Source organism: Streptomyces jumonjinensis, assembly GCF_009600885.1.
GTDB lineage: Bacteria > Actinomycetota > Actinomycetes > Streptomycetales > Streptomycetaceae > Streptomyces > Streptomyces jumonjinensis.
On the sequence record NZ_VCLA01000174.1, the window covers coordinates 48,580 to 69,291 of the forward strand.

At 71.1% G+C, this 20,712-nt stretch carries 16 protein-coding genes; 13 read left to right on the forward strand and 3 right to left on the reverse strand.

All coding sequences use genetic code 11. The features are described 5' to 3' along the window. Positions 1–492 precede the first annotated feature (492 nt). From rsmA to FF041_RS26925, 12 genes are all read left to right on the forward strand, one after another. Complete coding sequence (gene rsmA, locus FF041_RS26875; RefSeq protein ID WP_323392816.1) at positions 493–1,350, forward strand: 16S rRNA (adenine(1518)-N(6)/adenine(1519)-N(6))-dimethyltransferase RsmA; 858 nt, start codon at positions 493–495, stop codon at positions 1,348–1,350. Continuing rightward, on the forward strand, positions 1,347–2,273 hold the full coding sequence (locus FF041_RS26880) for a 4-(cytidine 5'-diphospho)-2-C-methyl-D-erythritol kinase (protein ID WP_407698199.1): 927 nt from the start codon (positions 1,347–1,349) through the stop codon (positions 2,271–2,273). The genes rsmA and FF041_RS26880 overlap by 4 nt, the downstream gene beginning before the upstream one ends. Before the next feature lie 186 nt (positions 2,274–2,459). After that, the gene (locus FF041_RS26885; protein WP_153487388.1) at positions 2,460–4,256 is read left to right on the forward strand and encodes an ABC-F family ATP-binding cassette domain-containing protein; all 1,797 of its coding nucleotides are present in this window, start codon (positions 2,460–2,462) and stop codon (positions 4,254–4,256) included. Positions 4,257–4,488: 232 nt separating this feature from the next. Continuing rightward, positions 4,489–7,785, forward strand: a complete 3,297-nt coding sequence (locus tag FF041_RS26890) for a M35 family metallo-endopeptidase (RefSeq protein ID WP_153525238.1) — start codon at positions 4,489–4,491, stop codon at positions 7,783–7,785. Between the two features lie 237 nt (positions 7,786–8,022). Further along, positions 8,023–9,909: an outer membrane protein assembly factor BamB family protein gene (locus tag FF041_RS26895; protein ID WP_153525239.1), complete on the forward strand. Its 1,887-nt coding sequence runs from the start codon at positions 8,023–8,025 to the stop codon at positions 9,907–9,909. A gap of 79 nt (positions 9,910–9,988) precedes the next feature. Then, positions 9,989–11,725, forward strand: coding sequence for an outer membrane protein assembly factor BamB family protein (locus FF041_RS26900; protein WP_194292189.1), 1,737 nt, complete (start codon positions 9,989–9,991; stop codon positions 11,723–11,725). Positions 11,726–11,936: 211 nt separating this feature from the next. Further along, positions 11,937–12,629, forward strand: coding sequence for a helix-turn-helix transcriptional regulator (locus FF041_RS26905; protein WP_153487382.1), 693 nt, complete (start codon positions 11,937–11,939; stop codon positions 12,627–12,629). Between the two features lie 60 nt (positions 12,630–12,689). Further along, a complete protein-coding gene (locus FF041_RS40150) occupies positions 12,690–12,815 on the forward strand; it encodes a hypothetical protein (protein WP_267133233.1) in 126 nt (41 codons plus the stop codon). A gap of 62 nt (positions 12,816–12,877) precedes the next feature. Further along, positions 12,878–13,921 (forward strand): galactose-1-phosphate uridylyltransferase, encoded by a 1,044-nt coding sequence (gene galT / locus FF041_RS26910; RefSeq protein ID WP_323372479.1) that lies wholly within the window; start codon positions 12,878–12,880, stop codon positions 13,919–13,921. Next, positions 13,918–14,877 carry a UDP-glucose 4-epimerase GalE gene (gene galE / locus FF041_RS26915; RefSeq protein ID WP_153487378.1) on the forward strand — a complete coding sequence of 320 codons (960 nt, stop codon included), beginning with the start codon at positions 13,918–13,920 and terminating at the stop codon, positions 14,875–14,877. The genes galT and galE overlap by 4 nt, the downstream gene beginning before the upstream one ends. After that, entirely contained in the window at positions 14,874–15,986 is a 1,113-nt protein-coding gene (gene galK, locus FF041_RS26920; protein WP_323392821.1) for a galactokinase, read from the forward strand. Before galE ends, galK begins: the two co-directional genes overlap by 4 nt. Positions 15,987–16,293: 307 nt before the next feature. Continuing rightward, a complete protein-coding gene (locus FF041_RS26925) occupies positions 16,294–17,070 on the forward strand; it encodes a response regulator transcription factor (protein WP_323392823.1) in 777 nt (258 codons plus the stop codon). On the opposite strand, the gene tamR is transcribed toward FF041_RS26925, so the two are convergent. Beyond that, positions 17,029–17,526 carry a MarR family transcriptional regulator TamR gene (tamR, locus tag FF041_RS26930; RefSeq protein WP_153487368.1) on the reverse strand — a complete coding sequence of 166 codons (498 nt, stop codon included), beginning with the start codon at positions 17,524–17,526 and terminating at the stop codon, positions 17,029–17,031. The two genes, FF041_RS26925 and tamR, sit on opposite strands and share 42 nt — an antisense overlap. A 161-nt stretch (positions 17,527–17,687) precedes the next feature. Between tamR and FF041_RS26935 the strand changes: the two genes are divergently transcribed. After that, a complete protein-coding gene (locus tag FF041_RS26935; protein WP_153525241.1) occupies positions 17,688–18,512 on the forward strand; it encodes a trans-aconitate 2-methyltransferase in 825 nt (274 codons plus the stop codon). 414 nt (positions 18,513–18,926) lie between these two features. Here the strand turns inward: FF041_RS26935 and FF041_RS26940 are convergent, their stop codons facing one another. Then, complete coding sequence (locus tag FF041_RS26940) at positions 18,927–19,601, reverse strand: TetR/AcrR family transcriptional regulator (protein WP_194292191.1); 675 nt, start codon at positions 19,599–19,601, stop codon at positions 18,927–18,929. Continuing rightward, positions 19,601–20,605 carry an acyl-CoA desaturase gene (locus FF041_RS26945; protein ID WP_153525242.1) on the reverse strand — a complete coding sequence of 335 codons (1,005 nt, stop codon included), beginning with the start codon at positions 20,603–20,605 and terminating at the stop codon, positions 19,601–19,603. Before FF041_RS26945 ends, FF041_RS26940 begins: the two co-directional genes overlap by 1 nt. Positions 20,606–20,712: the final 107 nt, after the last annotated feature.

The window sequence follows — 20,712 nt, forward strand, 5'->3', positions numbered from 1 at the left end:
CGCTCCTCAAGCGCCGGAAGGGCTGGATTTTGCAGACTCCGTCCGGGGGGACTCCACGGGGCTGGGTTTTTTTTGGGGGGCGGAGTGTGCGGGGTCCCGGGGTGCGGGGTCCGTCCTCAATCGCCGGACGGGCTGGGTTTGCCCAGCACGCGGGATAGGCGGCGGTCGAGTCTCACGGGAGCGGTCCGCACGGCCCGGCACACGGTCCGGGCGGGTTGAGGGGTCTCGTGGGAGGGGGCCGCGCAGGGGTGGTGCCGGGACGTAAAACGTGATTTGTGGCGCGAAGGAGGCCCGCCATCAAACAAGGACTGGAAACGCGCCCGTAAATCATGAGTCCCGGCACCACCCCGGAGCGGCCCCCGGACCTTGACCCACCGCACCCAGCCCCAGCCCCGAAGCGGCCCGGAGCGGCCCCGAAACCCCACCCCACCGAGCCCCAGGCCCACCCCGCGAGGGGCCGCCGGCCCCCCACACGCCCCGTAGGCTGTATCGGTGAGCACCACTGAGCCCTCCGACGTCCTCCTCGGCCCCGCCGACATCCGCGAACTGGCCGCCGCCCTGGGCGTGCGTCCCACCAAACAGCGCGGCCAGAACTTCGTCATCGACGCGAACACCGTCCGCCGGATCGTGCGGACCGCGGGGGTCCGCGAGGACGACGTGGTCGTGGAGGTCGGCCCCGGACTCGGCTCGCTGACCCTGGCGCTGCTGGAGGCGGCCGATCAGGTCGTCGCCGTCGAGATCGACGATGTGCTCGCGGCGGCGCTGCCGTCCACGATCCTCGCCCGCATGCCCGAGCGCGCCCCCCGTTTCTCGCTCGTCCACTCGGACGCGATGCAGGTCACCCAGCTCCCGGCGGAGCCCACCGCGCTCGTCGCGAACCTCCCGTACAACGTCGCCGTCCCGGTGCTGCTCCATATGCTGGAGCACTTCCCCACCATCGAGCGCACGCTGGTGATGGTGCAGGCCGAGGTCGCCGACCGGCTGGCCGCCGCGCCGGGGAACAAGGTGTACGGAGTGCCCTCGGTGAAGGCGAACTGGTACGCCGAGGTCAAGCGTGCCGGATCGATCGGCCGGAATGTGTTCTGGCCCGCGCCCAATGTGGACTCGGGCCTGGTGTCGCTGGTACGCAGGGATCCGCCGAAGACGACCGCCACCAAGAAGGAGGTGTTCGCGGTAGTGGACGCGGCTTTCGCACAGCGCCGCAAGACCCTGCGCGCGGCCCTGGCCGGATGGGCGGGCTCGCCCGCCGCCGCCGAGACGGCGCTGGTCACGGCGGGGGTCTCGCCGCAGGCGCGCGGGGAGTCCTTGACGGTGGAGGAGTTCGCACGGATCGCGGAGGCGAAGGCGTGAGCGGTGCTGAGGGCGGGGGAGCCGGCGTGAGCGGCGTTACGGTACGGGTCCCGGCGAAGGTCAACATCCAGCTCGCGGTGGGCGGCGCCCGCCCGGACGGCTTCCACGACCTGGCCAACGTATTCCTCGCGGTCTCCCTCTTCGACGAGGTGACGGTGGTCCCGGCCGAGTCGCTGACGGTCACGTGCACCGGCCCGGACGCCGCCCAGGTCCCGCTGGACGGCACCAATCTGGCGGCGCGGGCCGCGACGCTGCTCGCGGAGCGCCATGGTCTCGCCCCGGACGTCCACATCCATATCGCGAAGGACATCCCGGTCGCGGGCGGCATGGCGGGCGGCAGCGCGGACGGCGCGGCGGCCCTGCTGGCCTGCGACGTCCTCTGGGGCACCGGCTCGTCCCGGGCGGAGCTGCTGGAGATCTGCGCGGAGCTCGGCAGCGATGTCCCGTTCAGTCTGGCCGGGGGCGCCGCGCTGGGCGTCGGCCGGGGCGAGCGGCTGACGCCGCTGGAGGTGGGCGGCGAGTTCCACTGGGTGTTCGCGGTCGCCGACGGGGGTCTGTCGACTCCGGCGGTGTACGGGGAGTTCGACCGGCTCACCGCCGGGACCGGGGTGCCCGCGCCGGAGGCGTCCCCGGCGCTGCTGGAGGCCCTGCGCGCGGGCGACGCGGCAGCCCTCGGGGCAGCCCTCTCCAATGATCTTCAGCCTGCCGCGCTCTCGCTGCGCCCTTCCCTCTCCGAGACCTTGGAGGCGGGTCTGACGGCGGGCGCGCTCGCGGCTCTGGTCTCGGGATCGGGCCCGACGACGGCGTTTCTGGTGAAGGACGCGCAGACGGCCGAGTCGGTGGCGCGGACGCTGCTGACCTCGGGCACGTGCCGTACGGCCCGGGTGGCGAGCTCTCCGGTGCCGGGCGCGCTGGTCGTATAGGGGCTTTCGTCTGAACCGGGCCGAGCCCGGGCCGAGCCCGGCCCGAGCCCGGCCCGATCCAGCCGGAGCCGGACGGAGGCCCCCACCCCCTCCCGCCCCGTGCCCTCCCCCTCCGCGGATTCACACAGCTCGCGACCGCCGTACGCTTGGCCACCGGACCGCGAACCCCCCCGGAGCAGGAGAAAAATGGCCGTCAATCTGGTCAATGTCGAGGCAGTCAGCAAGGTGTACGGGACCCGTGCCCTGCTCGACGGCGTGTCCCTCGGCGTCTCCGAGGGGGATCGCATCGGCGTCGTCGGCCGTAACGGCGACGGGAAGACGACCTTGATCCGGCTGCTGGCCAAGCTGGAGGACCCCGACTCCGGCCGGGTCACCCAGAGTGGCGGACTCCGCACCGGCGTGCTCACCCAGCATGACTCGCTCGACCCGGAGGCGACCGTTCGCCACGAGGTCATCGGCGATCTCGCCGACCATGAATGGGCCGGCAACGCCAAGATCCGCGATGTGCTCACGGGCCTTTTCGGCGGGCTCGACCTCCCCGGCTTCCCGCAGGGCCTGGACACCGTCATCGCCCCGCTCTCGGGTGGCGAGCGCCGCCGGATCGCGCTCGCCAAGCTGCTCATCGCCGAGCAGGACCTGATCATCCTGGACGAGCCCACCAACCATCTCGACGTCGAGGGCATCGCCTGGCTCGCGGGCCATCTCCAGGCCCGCCGCTCGGCGCTGGTCTGCGTCACCCACGACCGCTGGTTCCTGGACCAGGTCTGCACCCGCATGTGGGATGTCCAGCGCGGTGCGGTGTACGAGTACGAGGGCGGTTACAGCGATTATGTCTTCGCCCGCGCCGAGCGCGAGCGCATCGCCGCCACGGAGGAGGCGAAGCGCCAGAACCTGATGCGCAAGGAGCTGGCCTGGCTGCGGCGCGGCGCCCCGGCCCGTACCTCCAAGCCCCGCTACCGCATCGAGGCGGCGAACGAGCTGATCGCCGATGTGCCGCCGCCGCGGGACACCAGCGAGCTGATGAAGTTCGCGAACGCCCGGCTCGGGAAGACCGTCTTCGACCTGGAGGACGTGAGCATCCAGGCCGGGCCGAAGACGCTGCTGAAGCATCTGACGTGGCAGCTCGGCCCCGGCGACCGCATCGGCCTGGTCGGGGTGAACGGCGCGGGCAAGACCTCGCTGCTCCGGGCCCTCGCCGATGCCGCGGCCAGCCAGGGCGAGACCCAGCCCGCCGCCGGGCGGGTCGTGGTCGGCAAGACGGTCCGGCTGGCGTATCTCTCGCAGGATGTCACCGAGCTTCCCGGCACCCTGCGCGTCCTGGAGGCCGTCCAGCAGATCCGCGACCGTGTCGACCTCGGCAAGGGCCGGGAGATGACCGCCGGTCAGCTCTGCGAGCAGTTCGGCTTCGCCAAGGAGAAGCAGTGGACGCCCGTCTCGGATCTCTCCGGCGGTGAGCGCAGGCGTCTCCAGGTGCTCCGGCTGCTGATGGACGAGCCGAACGTCCTCTTCCTGGACGAGCCCACCAACGACCTCGACATCGAGACCCTGACCCAGCTGGAGGATCTGCTCGACGGCTGGCCCGGGTCGATGGTCGTCATCTCCCACGACCGCTTCTTCATCGAGCGCACCACGGACCGTACCTTCGCCCTGCTCGGCGACTCCACGCTCCGTATGCTGCCGCGCGGTATCGACGAGTATCTGGAGCGCCGCCGCGCGATGATCGAGTCCGCGGCCCCCGCCCCCGCCGCCCCCGTGGCCAAGGCCAAGTCGGCGGGCGACACCCGCGCCGCCCAGAAGGAGCTGGCCCGCATCGAGCGCCGGCTCGACAAGATCACCGACCATGAGACCAGGCTCCACGCCCAGATCGCCGAGAACGCCACCGACTTCGAGAAGGTCGGCGGTCTCGACGCCGAACTCCGCGCCCTCCTGACCGAGCGCGAGGAGCTGGAGCTGCGCTGGCTGGAGCTGGCCGAGGACTCCTGACGGAGGGGGCGGGGAGGGGGCGCGAAGGCGGCGCGGAGGGATATGCCGCCGAGTGGCGGCGTACCCCCGGTGGTCCGCCCGCCCGCCCCGTCCGCCGGTCATGTGCCGGGGGCGCGCAGTGACCCCGTTCACCATCGGAGGCCGAAAAAGGGCTGTCACTCTTAGTGGCTATATGTATGCGTACTGTCAGACTGAAGGTGCTTCGCTGCCCGTCTGATGCAGGGAGACCACCATGGAGCAGCAGCCTTTCTCCTGCCGTCTGACCTCAGCCCCCGCCTACACCCTCGCCGAACCGACTCTGGTCACCTTCACCATCGAGAACCGGGGCGATACGGCTGTCCGATTCCTGGTCTGGGGCACTCCCCTGGAAGGGACGGTCACCGACTGCCTCGATATCAGCTGCGACGGCCGGCCGGTGGAGTACGACGGCCGGCTCGTCAAACGCGGCGATCCGACCGCCGACCAGTACGTCACGATCGCGCCGGGCGAGTCCCTCACCGAGACCGTCGACATCTCGCTCGCGTATCCGATCGACCGGCCCGGCGAGTACACCGTCGCCCTCGACACCCGGCTCTTCGACGCTTTCACGGTCACCGGCCCCGCCCCGCGCGCCCTCAGGCTCCGCGACGAGCTCGAACCGCACCGGCTCAGCTCCCCGGACATCACCTTCACCGTGGTGCCCGGCGGGGAGCCCACCCTCACCTCCGGCCAGTCGGCGCGCAAGGTCGAGCAGGCCCGGTGGTCCCGCGCCGCCACGACGGAGCCGCAGGCCAAGTCCAGAGCGCCGGCCTTCAACGGCGGCACCGACGCCGAGCGGGCGGAGGTCACGCTCGCCCACGACAACGCGGGCTACTTCACCGCCCTGGCCCTGGTGCAGCTCCAGACCACGGACCCGGGCACCAACGCCCTCTACGACGAATGGTTCGGCGCCTACGACGGGGACCGCTTCACCACCGTCACCACCCACTTCACCGACATCGACCGGGTGCTGCGCACCGAGGAGATCACCTACGATCTCACCGGCGAGGGCTGCCAGCCCTCCTACTTCGCCTACACCCACAAGGGCGGCCGGACCATCTGGCTCTGCGCCCAGTTCTGGGCCGCCTCCCAGATCGGCATCGACTCCAAGTTCGGCACTCTGGTGCACGAGCTGAGCCACGCCGTCAGCTTCACCGACGATCATGTGTACGGGCAGAGCGCCGCCCGTAATCTGGCGAACACCGACCCGGCGCAGGCGATCACCAACGCCGACAACCACGAGTATTTCGTGGAGGAGCTGGCCCAGTCCGACTTCGGCAAGTCCTGCGTCTTCATCACCGACCGGAGCACCTTCGGCCGGGACGAGATCGACGCCATGCTCGCCGCGGCAGCCCCGGCGGTCATCGACAACGCGTTCTATGTCCATGTCGACGGCTACTGGCCGAGGGAGCTCGGCATCACCGCCGCCTCCCTGAGCGGCCCCCCGGTTCCCAAACCCACCCTCACCGTGGTTCCGGCCGTACCGGGCATGACGGTGACCGCCACGGCGCTCCGGGCCCAGGACTCCACCCTCCCGGAGGCCCCCCAGCGCTTCACCTGGGTCTATCAGGTGAGCTTCGCCAACCTCGACGGATTCCCGGCCGACCCCGGCGACACCGATGTCATCACGCTCACCGCCGGCATCGCCGATGTCACCGGCACCGCCCAGATCCAGCTGATCCGCGAGCCCAACCCGTACGAGATCGACGGCGAGACCTCCTGGCTCTCCACCGATCTGCGGGTCTTCCAGATCCGGGCGGGCGACTCCCGCTTCGGCGAGACCATGGGACCCTCCCCGGACGACGCCTCCGACTTCGTCATCCGGGTCGTCTCCAATTTCAACACCGGGAACTCCGGCGGAGAGACCTTCGACTCGATCTCCACCGACCAGGAGACCAGCAGACTCGAACTGGCCGAGCAGAGCGGCGGCGTCCGGGTCTTCAACTTCGCCGTCGCCAAGGTGCGCTACCGGGGAACCGTCGATCTCGCGGGCGTACGGACCTTCTTCCGGCTCTTCCCCGCCAGCACCACCTCGCTCGACTACAACCAGGACACCACCTACCGCCGCTTCACCGAGGGCGACAAGGTCATCCCCCTGCTCGGGCTGAGCCCGGCCGACGACGTCCTGAGCATCCCCTGCTTCGCCTCGCCCCGTATCGACTCGTCGGTCCAGCCGATCACCGACCAGACCGACGGGCTGAACGTACGGGTCATCCCCCGCTCCGTCGGAGGACAGGAGTCGGTCGCCTACTTCGGCTGCTGGCTGGACATCAACCAGAACCAGCCGCAGTTCCCGCTGAACCCGTCCCCGCGCGACGGCGGCTGGCCCAGCGGACGGCTCTCCATCCAGCAGCTGATCCGCAACGCGCATCAGTGCCTGGTCGCCGAGATCGCCTACGACAACGCTCCCATCCCGCCGGGTCTCTCCCCCGCGGTCTCCGACAAGCTCGCCCAGCGCAACCTCTCCATCGTCGAGTCGGCGAACCCCGGTGACCCGGCCTCCCGGCGGATCCCCAACACCTTCGAGATCCGGATGACCGGGACGGAGCCCCAGCAGTCGGGCCGGGGGCCGGACGAACTGCTCATCGACTGGGGCGACACCCCGCCGGGCAGCACCGCCACCCTCTACATCCCCGAGATCGACGTCGGCCGGATCGTGGACCTCGCCGACGAGCTGTACGGCCGTCAGCCGGTGGTCCGGGTCGATCAGCACACGCTCCGGCTCCCGGTCGGCGATCTCACCTATCTGCCGCTGCCGAGCGAGATCACCTTCGATCTCACCGCCCTGCTCACCGTCGACCTCCCCGCGACCGTCCGCAGAGGCGACGCCTACACCGTCGTCGTACGCCAGGCGACCGACACCAGCGGGGTCGCCATCGGCGGTCCCGGCAACGGCAACGGACCCGGCGACGGTCCGGGCGAGGGACCCGGCGAGGGGCCCGGCGACGGTCCGGGCGGGCCGCGCCCCCAGGAGGAGGACGACGGCTGCAACGGGGAGTGCCCTCCCGAGTGGCGGGGGATCGTCGGCAGCTACCAGCTGACCATCCCCGTCCGCACCAAGGAGACCATGCTGCCGGACGAGATCCGGCTGCTGTCCGTGCTGAAGTGGATTCATCTGACGGTCCCGGCCGAGGACCGCTGGTATCCGGCGTTCAGCCGCTACGTCCAGGTCATCGCCGACCGGGTACGCGGCCTCGGCGGCGACCCCGACCAGGTCAGGCCCTCCCCGGCCGGGGACGGCGGAGTCACCCCGGGCGACGGCCGACTGGCCTTCGAAGGGAAGATCAGCGGCCTGGTCTACGACTGCTTCGGGGACTTCGAGGCGTTCCTGCTCGACGAGTGCGGCGAGGAGCACCGCTTCCTCAGCCGTGAGCCGGAGATCGAGGCCCTGATCCGCAGGGCCTGGCGGGAACGGGTCTTCCTCACCGTCTACACCACGGAGGACGACACGGACCGCCCGGTCTCCATCGTGCTGCGCCACGCGCCCCGGCCGCAGCCGGTGACCGTCTGAGCGGCCCCGCATCACCACATGGTCACGGGCCGGTCCGTCCCTGGACACAGGGGCGGACCGGCCCAGGGCCGAAACCGGTCCGGGTGATAGAAAGAAACCCCGCTCCAGTGACGTGAACACGCGGGATCCATGTCCGAAAACACTCCTTTCCGGGATGCGGCGCCCAGCCGGGGCGCGCACCGGAACAGCGGGGGAGACCGGTTCGGGCAGGGGACCGTACGAAGGGGGGACGCGCTGATGTCCCAGCCGCCCAGCCAGCAGCCGCCGGGAGGCTTCGGAGCTCCCCAGGACTGGGAGCCGGAGCAGCAGTGGGAGCCCCCGCCGGCGCAGCCGGGAGCGCCGCCGCCCGCCCAGAGCCCGCCGATACCCCTGACGCCGCCCGCGCAGCCCGGTCCGTACCACCAGCCGGCGGGGCCGTATCAGCAGCAGCCCGGCCCGTACGGGGAGCCCGCGAGCCCGTACGGCGAGCAGTACGGCCGGCCCGGTCCGTATGAGCAGCAGCCCGGTCCGTACGGGCAGCAGCCGGGGCCCTATCAGCAGCAGCCCGGCCCCTACGACGGCTACGGCCCCTACGACGGCTACCAGGGCGGCGGGCCGCAGCATCCGTATCCGTATCCGTACGCGGCCCCTGCCGTTGAAGAAGCCGCCCCCGCGCCCATCCCGCCCGGCGGCGGCTTCTTCAAGGGCAGGCGGGCGCTCGTCGTCGCGGTGGGCGTCGCCGCGCTGCTGACGATCGGCGGCGGCTCCTATCTCGTCCTCGGCGGCGACGACGCGGGCGCGAAGGACAAGAAGGAGAGCGCCGGCGGGAACGGTGCCCCGGAGCCCGCGGACTCCCCCTCGGCGGGAGGGAGCGACGGCGGGGAGAGCGGCGGCGGCGCCGGGAAGAGCGGCGACCTCAACGCCGGACGCGCGGACGGCGAGGCGGAGATCGCCTTCGTCACCATGAACGACGTGGATCTGCCGCGCAGCGGCGTCGACGCCTTCGGCCCCTGGCTGGCCGGGGACACCGTCGTACGCGCCATGTACAAGCAGGTCGTCGGCTACTCGGTCGCCGACGGCCGGAAGAAGTGGACCCTCCCGGTGTCCACCGAGGTCTGCTCGGCGACGCTCCAGCCCTCCGCCGAGGGGAAGATCGTCATCGGTGTGAAGGACGGCCTCTCCGAGAAGGCCGAGTGCCTCGACCTCCGGATGATCGATCTGAAGACCGGAGAGGTCGGCTGGAAGAAGACGCTCCGTACCGGTGAGGGCTTCAACTCCCTCACCGACTTCACCCTCACCATCAGCGGGAACACCCTCGGCGCGGCGGGCCTCGGCAACTCCTTCGGCTTCTCGATGACCGATGGGAAGCAGCTGTTCAAGGGGCCGGTCAGGGGCTGCAAGCCCTTCGCCTTCGCGGGCGGGCCCAAGCTGCTCGCCGCCGCCGGCTGCCCCACCGACGACTGGAACAAGCCCAAGCAGCGGCTCCAGGAGATCAACGCCGCCACCGGTAAGGCGAAGTGGACCTACCAGGCCCCTGAGGGCTGGGAGATCGACAAGGTCTTCTCGGTCAGCCCGGTCGTCTTCTCGCTGAAGCAGTCCCAGGAGAAGAAGTGGGGTGTCGTCGCGCTCAACGAGGACGGCACCGAACGCTCCCGCATCCAGGGCGGCAAGGACAAGTTCCAGCCGCGCTGCGGTGGCACCTTCGTCGTCCTCGGAGAGAACCTGGAGGGCTGCACCGGCGTCGCCGCCGACCAGGACACCTTCTACATGGCCACCGAGTCCGCGAAGCCCGGCGGCCCCAACGAGGTCGTCGCCTTCGACCTCGACAGCGGAAAGGCGAAGTGGCGCAGCCCCTCGGGCGGCGACAGCACCATCATGCCGCTGCGCATGGAGGGCGGGAAGGTCCTCGCCTACCGGGCGCCGACCTGGGAGAAGGGCGGTGTCCTCGCCACGATCGCGCCCTCGGGCGGTGCGCCGAAGACGCTGATGAAATTCCAGGACGCGACCGCGCAGACCGAGAGCACCTTCTACTCGCCGCGCATGGTCTATGACGACGGCCGGTTCTTCATCGCCAGCGGCCGGGTCAGCGCGCGCAACGACGAGGAGGAGATGGAGACGCGGACGATGATGGCCTTCACGCGTTGACGGCCTGACCGCCCTTCTCCTCCTTCCCCTCCTTCCTCTCCTTGCTTTTCGTCTCCTTTTCTCCAGAGGTACGTACGCCATGACGCAGCCGCCCCTGCCGCCGAACCAGCCCCCGCCGGGCGGAGGCTTCGGCATGCCGCTGGACCCTCCGCCCGGCTTCGGCGCACCGCAGGAGCCCCCCGCCGGCTTCGGCGCACCGCAGCCGCCTCCGCCGGGGGGCTTCGGGGCTCCGGCGGGCGGCCCCGGCCAGGGGCCCGGTTACGGCTATCCGCGGCAGCAGCCTCCGTACCTCCCGTACGGCCATCCGACGCAGCCTGTGCCGCAGCCCGTGCCGCAGCCGGGCACGGGCGGTCCCCGGGGCGGCGGGAAGCCGGGCCGGACCCGGACGCGGATCGTCATCGCCGCGGCCGTAGCGGTGGCGCTGATCATCGGCGGCGGGATCCTGTTCGCCTCCGCCGGGGACGGGGGCGGGGGCCGCGAGAACGAGTCGAGCAGCGCCGCAGGCGAGGGAGGGGGAGCGGGGGAGGCCGCCGGGAGGACCGCCCCTGACGGCCCCGGTAAGGAGAAGGTCCCTGCGGACACCGCGTCCCGGCTGGCCTTCCAGCACCCCGAGCCCGCCATCGACGACATCACCAATGTCAGAGGCTCCTGGACCACCGGCAAGGCGTTCGTCAAGCCCGGGGTCGACTCGGTCGTGGGCTATGACCCGGACGACGGCGACACCCTGTGGAAGCTGAAGCTCCCGGGCCAGGTCTGTGCCTCCTCGCGCCACCAGTCCTCGGATGACAAGGTCGCGATCGTCTTCGAGGCCGCCAAGCGCGTCGCGCCGCGCTACTTCCAGCCCTGCACCGAGGTCGGCGTGGTCGATCTCGGCAGCGGGAAGCTGCTGTGGCGCACATCCGTGAAGAGCGCCCTGGGCGGTGACGGCAAGGTGACGTTCGCCGAGGTCACCCAGAGCGGGTCGACGGTCGCGGCGGGAGGTCTGAAGGGCGGCGCGGCGTTCGATCTGAACAGCGGCGAGGTCCGCTGGAAGCCGACCGTCCGTTCCGACGACTGTTACGACAGCGGTTACGCGGGAGGTCCGGCGCTGGTCGCGGTCCGCAGATGCGGTGCGGTGGGCAGCCCCCGGGTCAGCGTGCAGGCCATCGACCCGAAGAGCGGCGCCCCGCGGTTCTCGTACCGGCTGCCCGACACGGTGGAGTACGCGAGTGTGGTCTCCACCGAACCGCTCGTGGTCGCGGCAGACGTCGGCGACACGGCGGGCGTCGCCGGATTCTCGGATCTCTTCTCGCTGGACGGCGAGGGGAAACTGAGGGCCAGAATTCCGGCCACCGGCGATACATATCAGGCCAAGTGCCGTATGACCGAGGTGGAGAGCTGCCGGAAGATCGCCGTGGGCAATGGCCGGGTGTATCTGCCGACCGCCGAGCGGGAGAGTTCCTCCGGGTTCAAGGACACCAACGAGATCGTCTCGTTCGATCTCGCCACCGGTAAGCCGACCAGGGACCGCGCCGACGCCGGGCCCCGGCACACGCTCCTGCCGCTGCGGATGGACGGCGGCGACCTCATCGCGTACAAGACGCCCGCGTATGACACAGGCGGCCAGGTCATCAGCATCGACGGCGGGACTTTCCGCCAGACGGTGCTGATGAGGAACCCGGACGCCGAGGCCGCCCGGGAGGCGGAGCGCGGCTTCAGCATGGACGGGGACGAGATCCGTTACGACCGTGGGCGGCTGTATCTGAGCGCCTCGCTGATCAGCAAGGAGACCTACGTGGACCGGCGCCTGGTCGTCGCCTTCTCCACGGCCGACTGATTCATTCGGCTGTGCGATTCCCTTGCTGTGGGATTCCTGTGGACCTTGGTCATGCATTGGTAATGCCAAGGTCATAAGTAGCCCTGTTTGACGAAGAATTCGGCACTTCAGGGGGCTTCTGCCAAGTTATGGGCGCGCAAAGTCGAACAAGCGTGTAGCTTGCCGGGGCAGGGCTGGGGGTCATGGCAGTGGGGGGATGGGGGTTGCTCGAATGGGCGTGCGGCTCATGGTGGTCGACGATCACCGCCTGCTCGCGGAGGCGCTGGCCTCGGCCTTGAAGCTGAGGGGGCACCGGGTGGTCGCCGCGGCGGCCCCGGCGGCGGGCGCCGCTGACCTGGTGGTCAGCAGAGCGCCCGAGGTATGCCTGCTGGGCACGGCGACCCCGGCCGAACCGGGCGCCTTCGACCCGGTGGTGAAGATCAAACGTGAGCGGCCCCAGGTGGCGGTGGTGGTGCTGGGCCCGGTGCCCAGCCCCCGGGGCATCGCGGCGGCCTTCGCCGCCGGGGCGTCCGGCTATGTCCGCCACGACGAGCGCATCGAGGGCGTCGAGCGCGCCATGATGAAGGCGCGCGCGGGCGAGGCGGTGGTGGCTCCCGCGCTGCTCCAGGGCGCGTTCGCGGAGCTGCTCAACCCGGTGGCCCAGCCGGACGACGAGGGCCAGCGGCTGCTCCAGCTGCTCACCCCGCGCGAGGTCGAGGTGCTGGTGCGGGTCGCCGAGGGGGAGGACACCCGGCTGATCGCGGCGGGCATGGGGATCGCGCCGAGCACCGCGCGGACGCATGTGCAGCGGGTGCTGATGAAGCTGGGCGTGGGCTCCCGGCTGGAGGCCGCGGCCCTGGCGGCCCGCACAGGTCTGCTGGACCGCGCAGCCCTCGTCTCGCCGATCCTCCCGCAGCCCCGCTGACTCCTGCCCCGTACCTCAGGCACACAGCTCAGCCCAGACGTCCGGAACGGCACACGAATCGTGTGCCGTTCCGAGGCGTTCCTTGAGGAACCGGCCTCCTCGCTGATCGGCACGCCCCTCGACGCCGACGCCGACGCCGACAACGCCACCGACAACGACAACACACCCTCCCCTCACCGTCATTGACGACACTGTTGGCTTGTGATTTGTTGTGTGCGGTTATGTTTGGGAGGGTGAGGGAGCTTCACGTGAAGAAGACGTCGACCCGGCTCGCCGACGGTCGTGAACTGCTCTACTACGACTCCCGCGACGACTCCGTGCGCGACGCCGTCGACCGCCGCCCCCTCGACCCCGTCGCCATCACGCCCGAGATCCGCCGCGACCCCCTCCTCGGCGACTCCGTCGCCATCGCCGCGCACCGGCAGAACCGCACCTATCAGCCCCCGGCCGGAGAGTGCCCGCTCTGCCCCTCCCGCGACGGACGCCTCAGCGAGATCCCCGCCGCCGACTACGACGTGGTCGTCTTCGAGAACCGCTTCCCGTCCCTCGCCGGGGACTCCGGCCGCTGCGAGGTCGTCTGCTTCACCTCCGACCACCACGCGTCCTTCGCCGACCTCGGCGAGGAACAGGCCGCTCTCGTCCTCGCGGCCTGGACCGACCGCACCGCCGAACTCGCCGAGCTCCCCCAGGTCGAGCAGATCTTCTGCTTCGAGAACCGGGGCGCGGAGATCGGCGTCACCCTCGGTCATCCGCACGGCCAGATCTACGCGTACCCCTTCGTCTCCCCCCGCACCGCGCTGATGCTGCGCTCCGCCGCCGACCACCGGCGGCGCACCGGCCGCAATCTCTTCGACGACGTGGTGGCGCGCGAACTCTCCGCCGCCGAACGGGTGGTCATCGCCGCGGACCACTGGGTGGCCTTCGTCCCCTACGCGGCGCGCTGGCCGTACGAGATCCATCTCTACCCGCGGCGGCGGGTACCCGATCTGCGCGGGCTCGGCGAGGCCGCGCGCGCCGAGCTCCCGGGGGTCTATCTGGAGCTGCTCCGGCGTTTCGACCGGGTCTTCGGGGACGCCGAGCCGCCCACCCCGTATATCTCGGCATGGCACCAGGCCCCGTACCGCGCGGCCGGGCGGGACGGCTTCGCCCTCCATCTTGAGCTTTTCACCGTCCGACGTACTCCCGGCAAGCTGAAGTTTCTCGCGGGTTCGGAGTCCGGTATGAGCGTGTTCATCAACGATGTCCCGCCGGAGACCGCGGCCCGGCGACTGCGAGAGGCGGCGAGCGTATGAGCAAGTACCTGGTGACCGGCGGGGCCGGATACATCGGCAGCGTGGTGGCCCGGCGACTGCTGGAGACGGGCCATCGGGTCACCGTCCTCGACAATCTCTCCACCGGCTTCCGGGAGAGCGTTCCGGCGGACGCGGAATTCACCGAGGGCGACATCCGCGACGCGGCCAAATGGGTCGACGGATCGTATGACGGGGTGCTGCACTTCGCCGCCTGCTCCCAGGTCGGCGAGTCCGTCGCCAAGCCGGAGAAGTACTGGGACAACAACGTCGGCGGCACCATGGCGCTGCTCGCCGCGGTGCGCGCCGCCCGGGTCCGTACCCTCGTCTTCTCCTCGACGGCGGCGGTCTACGGCGAGCCGGTCCGCACCCCCGTCGCCGAATCCGACCCCACCGCGCCCACCAGCCCGTACGGAGCGTCCAAGCTCGCCGTCGACCATATGCTCACCGGCGAGGCGGCGGCCCACGGCCTCGCGGCGGTCTCGCTGCGGTACTTCAACGTCGCCGGGGCCTACCGCGGCCTCGGCGAGCGACATGACCCGGAGACGCATCTCATCCCGCTGCTGCTGGACGTCGCCCTCGGGCGGCGCGCGGCGATCTCGGTGTACGGGGACGACTATCCGACCCCCGACGGCACCTGCGTACGGGACTACATCCATGTCGCCGATCTCGCGGACGCGCATCTGCTGGCGTTGGGCGCGGCGACGCCGGGCGGCCATCTGATCTGCAACCTCGGCAACGGCAGCGGCTTCTCGGTGCGCGAGGTCGTCGACGCCGTACGGCGGATCACCGGCCATCCGGTGCCGGAGACCGCCGCTCCCCGCCGGCCGGGCGATCCGGCGGTGCTGGTGGCCTCCGCGGTCGCCGCGCGGGAGCGGCTGGGCTGGGAGCCCCGGCGGACCGGGCTCGACGAGATCGTGACGGACGCGTGGGAGTTCGCCCGGGCGCGGCGCGCGTGAGCGGGGGAGCGTGGGCGGCTCCCGGCCGGGTCAATCTGATCGGGGAGCACACCGACTACAACGACGGCCTGGTGATGCCCTTCGCCCTGGACCGGACGGTGGTGGCGACGGCCTCCCGGCGGCGGGACGGAGTGCTGCGGCTCAGCTCCACGGGCACGGGCGGGCGGTACGAGACGGTCGAGCTGCGGGTCGCGGAGCTGACCCCGGGCCACGGCCCGCGCGGCTGGACCGACTATCCGGCGGGCGTGGTCTGGGCGCTGCGCGAGGCGGGCTGCCCGGTGGGCGGCGCGGACCTCCACTACGAGTCGACGCTCCCCCCGGGGGCCGGGCTCTCCTCGTCCGCCGCCCTGGAGGTCGTCACCGCGCTCGCCCTCGACGAGCTGTACGGGCTCGGTCTGGAGCGGCAGCGGCTCGCCGGGCTCTGCCATCGCGCCGAGAACCGCTACGCGGGCGCCCCCACCGGGATCATGGACCAGACCGCTTCGGCCTGCTGCGTCGAGGGCCATGCCCTCCATCTGGACACCCGGGATCTCTCCCGGCGGCAGATACCCCTGGACCTGGCCGCGCACGGCCTCTGCCTGCTGCTGGTCGACACCGGGGTCAAGCACTCCCACGCCACCGGCGAGTACGGCAGACGCCGTGCGGGCTGCGAGACGGCGGCGCGGACACTGGGCGTCCGCGCCCTGCGGGACATCGGGCACGAGGAGCTGCCCGAAGCCCTCGAACGGCTCCCCGACCCCGGGATCCGCGCGCTGACCCGCCATGTCGTCACCGAGAACCGCCGGGTGGAGCGGGCGGCGGACGCCCTGACGACGGGCGATCCACGGGCCCTGGGACCGCTGCTCACCGAGGGCCATGCCTCGCTCCGCGACGACTTCCGGGTCTCGTGCCCGGAACTGGATCTGGCGGTCGAAGCGTCCCTGACCGCCGGAGCGCTCGGCGCGAGGATGACGGGCGGCGGCTTCGGCGGCTCGGCGATCGTGCTGACCCCCCTTCCGGAGCGGGCGGCCGTGACCGAAGCCGTACGGCGGGCGTTTGCGGAGGCGAGCCACGGCGAGCCCGGAATCTCCCCCGTACAACCGTCCGGCGGGGCACGCCGTCTGTCGTGACCGGGCCCCTTTCCCCTGTGGCCGAGCACGTCGATCTCTGTGGACTTCCGTCTCAGTGAAGAACACCCGGCCCACCGTGAACACCGTGGGCCATCAGTTCTGCAAATAGCCTTCCCCTCCCGCCCCCCGCCCGTACTCTGATGCTCAGCACCGGTGGGGGCCGGTGTTGATCAGGGGGCGAGATCCATCGGGTACGGCGCCCGGGACGGGGTATCTGTCAGAGCACGGCGGCGGCCGGGCAGGACGGTGCACCGGCTCCCGGGCGGCGTGCCCGCTGCCGATCCGTCCTCCGAGTCAGGGGGTGTCTGTGATCCGTATCCGGGTCCTGGTGGTGGACGACCACCGAATCTTCGCCGAGTCGCTCGCAGCCGCTCTCGCGGCCGAGCCCGACGTCGAGGTCGCGGCGGCCGGCAGCGGCCCCGCCGCGCTGCGATGTCTGGAGCGGGCGGCGGCCGACGGGCGCGCGTTCGACGTCATGCTCGTCGACGCCGAACTCGGCATCAGCGCCGGTCAGCAGGGCCGTGCGCCCATCGCCCGCGCGGTCTCCGACGACGGCGAGGAGGGCCTGGTCGACGGGATCTCGCTGGTCGCCGGAGTCCGCTCCGGCCAGCCCTCGGTGCGTACGGTCGTGCTCGCCGAGAAGGACGATCCGCGCCGCGCCGCCCTGGCGCTCCAGGCGGGGGCGTCCGGCTGGGTGGCCAAGGACTGTTCGCTGCAGCGGCTGCTCGCGGTCATCCGGGGGGTGCTGCGCGATGAGACCCATCTGCCGCCCGCGCTGCTCACGGGCGTACTGCGGGAGCTGACCGCCGCGCGCAAGCACCGCACCGAGAGCGAGCGGCTGGTCGAGTCGCTCACCCCGCGCGAGCGGGAGGTGCTGCGCTGCATGGTGGCGGGGCTGGGCCGGAAGGCGGTCGCCGAGCGGCTCTTCCTCTCCCCGCACACCGTCCGCACCCATATGCAGAATGTGCTGGGGAAACTCGGTGTGCACTCCACCCTGGCCGCGGTCGCGCTGGCGCGACGGGCGGGGGTCGGCCCGGTGGACTTAGCCGGGGATGTTGTCGAACGGGGCGGTCAGCTGGCGTAGCAGCGCGGCCAGTTCGGCCCGCTGGGCCCGGGAGAGCTCGGAGAGGATCGCCCGCTCCTGGTCGAGCAGCCCGGCCAGCGCCTGGTCTGCGCGATCACGGCCCTCGGCGGTCAGCCGGACCAGCACTCCGCGCCGGTCGCTGGGGTCGGGCAGCCGCTCGACCAGGCCCTTCTTGGCGAGCCGGTCGATCCGGTTGGTCATGGTGCCCGAGGTGACCAGGGTCTGGGTGAGCAGCTGGCCCGGCGAGAGCTGATACGGGTCCCCGGCGCGGCGCAGCGAGGTCAGCACATCGAACTCCCACGGTTCGAGCTGATGCTCGGAGAACGCCAGCCGCCGTGCGCGGTCGAGATGACGGGCCAGCCTGGAGACGCGGCTGAGCACCTCCAGCGGTTCCACGTCGAGGTCGGGGCGCTCGCGGCGCCAAGCTGCGACCAGTCGATCGACCTCGTCCTCCATGACGATCAGTGTAAAGGGTCTGTCGACATGAAGTCTCTTGACGTCAAGATATCTACTGGTTCACGATGATCGGGAGACGGCGGATCTCCGTCCCAAAAGGGGGTGCACCGCCCTCGTGTGGGCGATATATCCCTTCGATCATCTATGGAGAGGCGCGACCGATGACTTCCCCGGCGACCTGGGACCCCCGGCAGTATCTGCGACATGCCGGGCACCGCACCCGCCCGTTCCTCGATCTCCTCGCCCGCATCCCGGACCCGCAGACCGGTGGCGGCGAGGGCCTCCGCATCGCCGACATCGGCTGTGGCGCGGGCAATGTCACCGCACTGCTCACGGCCCGCTGGCCCGGGGCCCATGTCACCGGCTTCGACAACTCCCCCCAGATGCTCGCGCTCGCCGAGCGGGAGCACGCGGGCCCCACCCCGGGCGGCGGACGGCTCGACTTCCGGGCCGGCGACGCCCGCGAGTGGACCCCCGAGGCGCCCTATCAGCTGATCGTCTCCAACGCGGCGTTCCAGTGGGTGCCGGGCCATGCCGACTCCTTCGCCCGCTGGATCGACGGGCTGGCCCCCGGCGGGACGTTCGCCTTCCAGGTGCCCGGGAACGTCAACGCCCCCAGCCACACCCTGCTCGCCGAGATCTGCGCCGCACCGCGCTGGCGCAATCTGCTCGGGGAGCACGCCGGAACCCCTGTCGCCGTCCTGGACCCGGCGGACTATCTCGCCCGGCTGACGGATCTCGGCTGCGTGGCCGACGTCTGGGAGACCACCTACCTCCAGCTCCTCACCGGGGACGACCCGGTCCTGGACTGGATCAAGGGCACCACTCTGCGCCCGATCCTCACCGCGCTGGACGGGGACGGGGAAGCGAGAGAGGAGTTCCTCACCACCTACCGCGACCGGCTGCGCACCGCCTATCCGGCCGGCCCCCACGGCACGGTCTTCCCCTTCCGGCGGATCTTCGCCGTAGCCCGCAAGCCCGCCTGACCCCCGCCCCCAGGTAACACCCACCGAACCCCGCACGGCGCTGCGGGCGACGACAGCGGACGGGGCACAGCTCCCCGCGCGGCGCAGTAGTCGGCCGACTGCGGGAGGGGTCCGCGCTCCCCGGCGACTGGGCCCGCTTCGTACGACCGGGATCGGCGGCGGGCGGTTTCGACCTGCATGGGAGGGGGCCGCGCAGGGGTGGTGCCGGGACGTAAAGCGTGATTGTGGCGCGAAGGAGGCCCGCCATCAAACAAGGACTGGAAACGCGCCCGTAAATCATGAGTCCCGGCACCACCCCGGAGCGGACCCCGGACCTCAGCGCACCGCACCCAGCCCACCTCGAAGCCCCCGGAGCGGCCCCCGGACCCCAGCCCCGAAGCACCCCCGCCCCGCGCCCAGCGGCACCCCGCCCCGTCAGTTCTTGCGGTGCCCCATCAGCCGAGGCTTCGGCTCCAGCCCGTCGAGCCCATGCCACGCCAGATTCACCAGATGCGCCGCGACCTCCGCCTTCTTCGGCCGCCGTGCGTCCAGCCACCACTGACCGGTCAGCGCCACCATCCCCACCAGCGCCTGCGCATACAGCGGGGCCAGCTTCTGATCGAAGCCGCGGTTCTTGAACTCCATGCCGAGGATGTCCTCGACCTGAGTGGCGATATCGCTGATCAGCGAGGCGAAGGTACCCGTCGACTGGGCCACGGGGGAGTCCCGGACCAGAATCCGGAACCCGTCCGTATACGCCTCGATGTAGTCCAGCAGCGCGAACGCCGCCTGCTCCAGCAGCTCTCTCGGATGCCCCGCCGTGAGCGCGCCCGTCACCATGTCCAGCAGCTGGCGCATCTCCCGGTCGACCACGACCGCGTAGAGCCCCTCCTTGCCGCCGAAGTGCTCGTAGACCACCGGCTTGGAGACCCCCGCCTTCGCGGCGATCTCCTCCACCGACGTGCCCTCGAAGCCCTTGTCGGCGAAGAGCGTCCGGCCGATGTCCAGCAGCTGCTCACGGCGCTCCGCGCCGGTCATCCTCACTCGGCGCGCGCGCCGCCCGGACCGGTTCTTCTCCGTACCACTGCCGTCGCTCGCCACATCTTCCATCATGCCGTGTCTGGCTGTGAGGCTTCGCGCCGGGCGGCGATGCGGTCCGCGCTCGGCCAGCGCACGTCGTACGCCCAGCCCAGCCGCTCGAACCAGCGGATCAGTCGGGCGCTGGAGTCCAGCTGGCCCCGCAGCACCCCGTGCCGGGCGCTGGTGGGCTCCGCGTGGTGCAGGTTGTGCCAGGACTCGCCGCAGGACAGCACGGCCAGCCACCACACATTCCCCGAACGGTCCCGCGACTTGAACGGACGCTTGCCGACCGCGTGACAGATCGAATTGATCGACCAGGTCACATGGTGCAGCAGGGCGACCCGCACCAGCGAGCCCCAGAAGAACGCGGTGAAAGCGCCCCACCACGACATGGTGACCAGCCCCCCGACCAGCGGCGGGATCGCCAGCGACAGCATGGTCCAGAAGACGAAGTCACGGGAGATGCGCCGGATGGCCGGGTCCTTGATCAGATCCGGTGCGTACTTCTGCTGCGGGGTCTGCTCCTCATCGAACATCCACCCGATATGCGCCCACCACAACCCCTTCATCAGCGCGGGCACGCTCTCGCCGAACCGCCACGGGGAGTGCGGATCGCCCTCCGCGTCCGAGAAGCGGTGGTGCTTGCGGTGGTCGGCCACCCAGCGCACCAGCGGGCCCTCCACCGCCAGCGACCCCGCGATCGCGAGCGCGATCCGCAGCGGGCGCTTCGCCTTGAAGGAGCCATGGGTGAAATACCGGTGGAAGCCGATCGTGATGCCATGGCAGCCGATGTAGTACATCGCGACCAGCAGCCCCAGATCGAGCCAGCTCACCCCCCAGCCCCAGGCCATCGGCACCGCTGCGACCAGGGCGAGAAAGGGCGCGGTGATGAACAGCAGCAGGGCGATCTGCTCGATCGACCGCTTGCTGTCCCCGCCGAGCGTCGCCGAGGGCAGCGGGGCCGCGGCCCGCTCCGACGCCGGGTCCGCCGGCGGCTGCGAAGAGCCGTCGACCACATCGGGGCTGGTAGTCATGTCAGAGGTCCCCTGCGGGTGGAGTGAAATGGATCACGCCGAGCTACGGGCGCGTAACCTACGGCGACGTAAGTATGTCAGCGCGCGGGCACACGGCAAGGGCCCTG

Excerpts from the sequence above, each read along its gene's own strand:
- galE (WP_153487378.1), top strand. The coding sequence starts at position 13,918 with ATGAGCAAGTACCTGGTGACCGGCGGGGCCGGATACATCGGCAGCGTG.
- FF041_RS26945 (WP_153525242.1), bottom strand. The coding sequence starts at position 20,605 with ATGACTACCAGCCCCGATGTGGTCGACGGCTCTTCGCAGCCGCCGGCG.
- FF041_RS26885 (WP_153487388.1), top strand. The coding sequence starts at position 2,460 with ATGGCCGTCAATCTGGTCAATGTCGAGGCAGTCAGCAAGGTGTACGGG.
- FF041_RS26895 (WP_153525239.1), top strand. The coding sequence starts at position 8,023 with ATGTCCCAGCCGCCCAGCCAGCAGCCGCCGGGAGGCTTCGGAGCTCCC.
- tamR (WP_153487368.1), bottom strand. The coding sequence starts at position 17,526 with ATGGAGGACGAGGTCGATCGACTGGTCGCAGCTTGGCGCCGCGAGCGC.
- FF041_RS26940 (WP_194292191.1), bottom strand. The coding sequence starts at position 19,601 with ATGGAAGATGTGGCGAGCGACGGCAGTGGTACGGAGAAGAACCGGTCC.
- FF041_RS26890 (WP_153525238.1), top strand. The coding sequence starts at position 4,489 with ATGGAGCAGCAGCCTTTCTCCTGCCGTCTGACCTCAGCCCCCGCCTAC.
- FF041_RS26905 (WP_153487382.1), top strand. The coding sequence starts at position 11,937 with ATGGGCGTGCGGCTCATGGTGGTCGACGATCACCGCCTGCTCGCGGAG.
- FF041_RS26900 (WP_194292189.1), top strand. The coding sequence starts at position 9,989 with ATGACGCAGCCGCCCCTGCCGCCGAACCAGCCCCCGCCGGGCGGAGGC.
- FF041_RS26935 (WP_153525241.1), top strand. The coding sequence starts at position 17,688 with ATGACTTCCCCGGCGACCTGGGACCCCCGGCAGTATCTGCGACATGCC.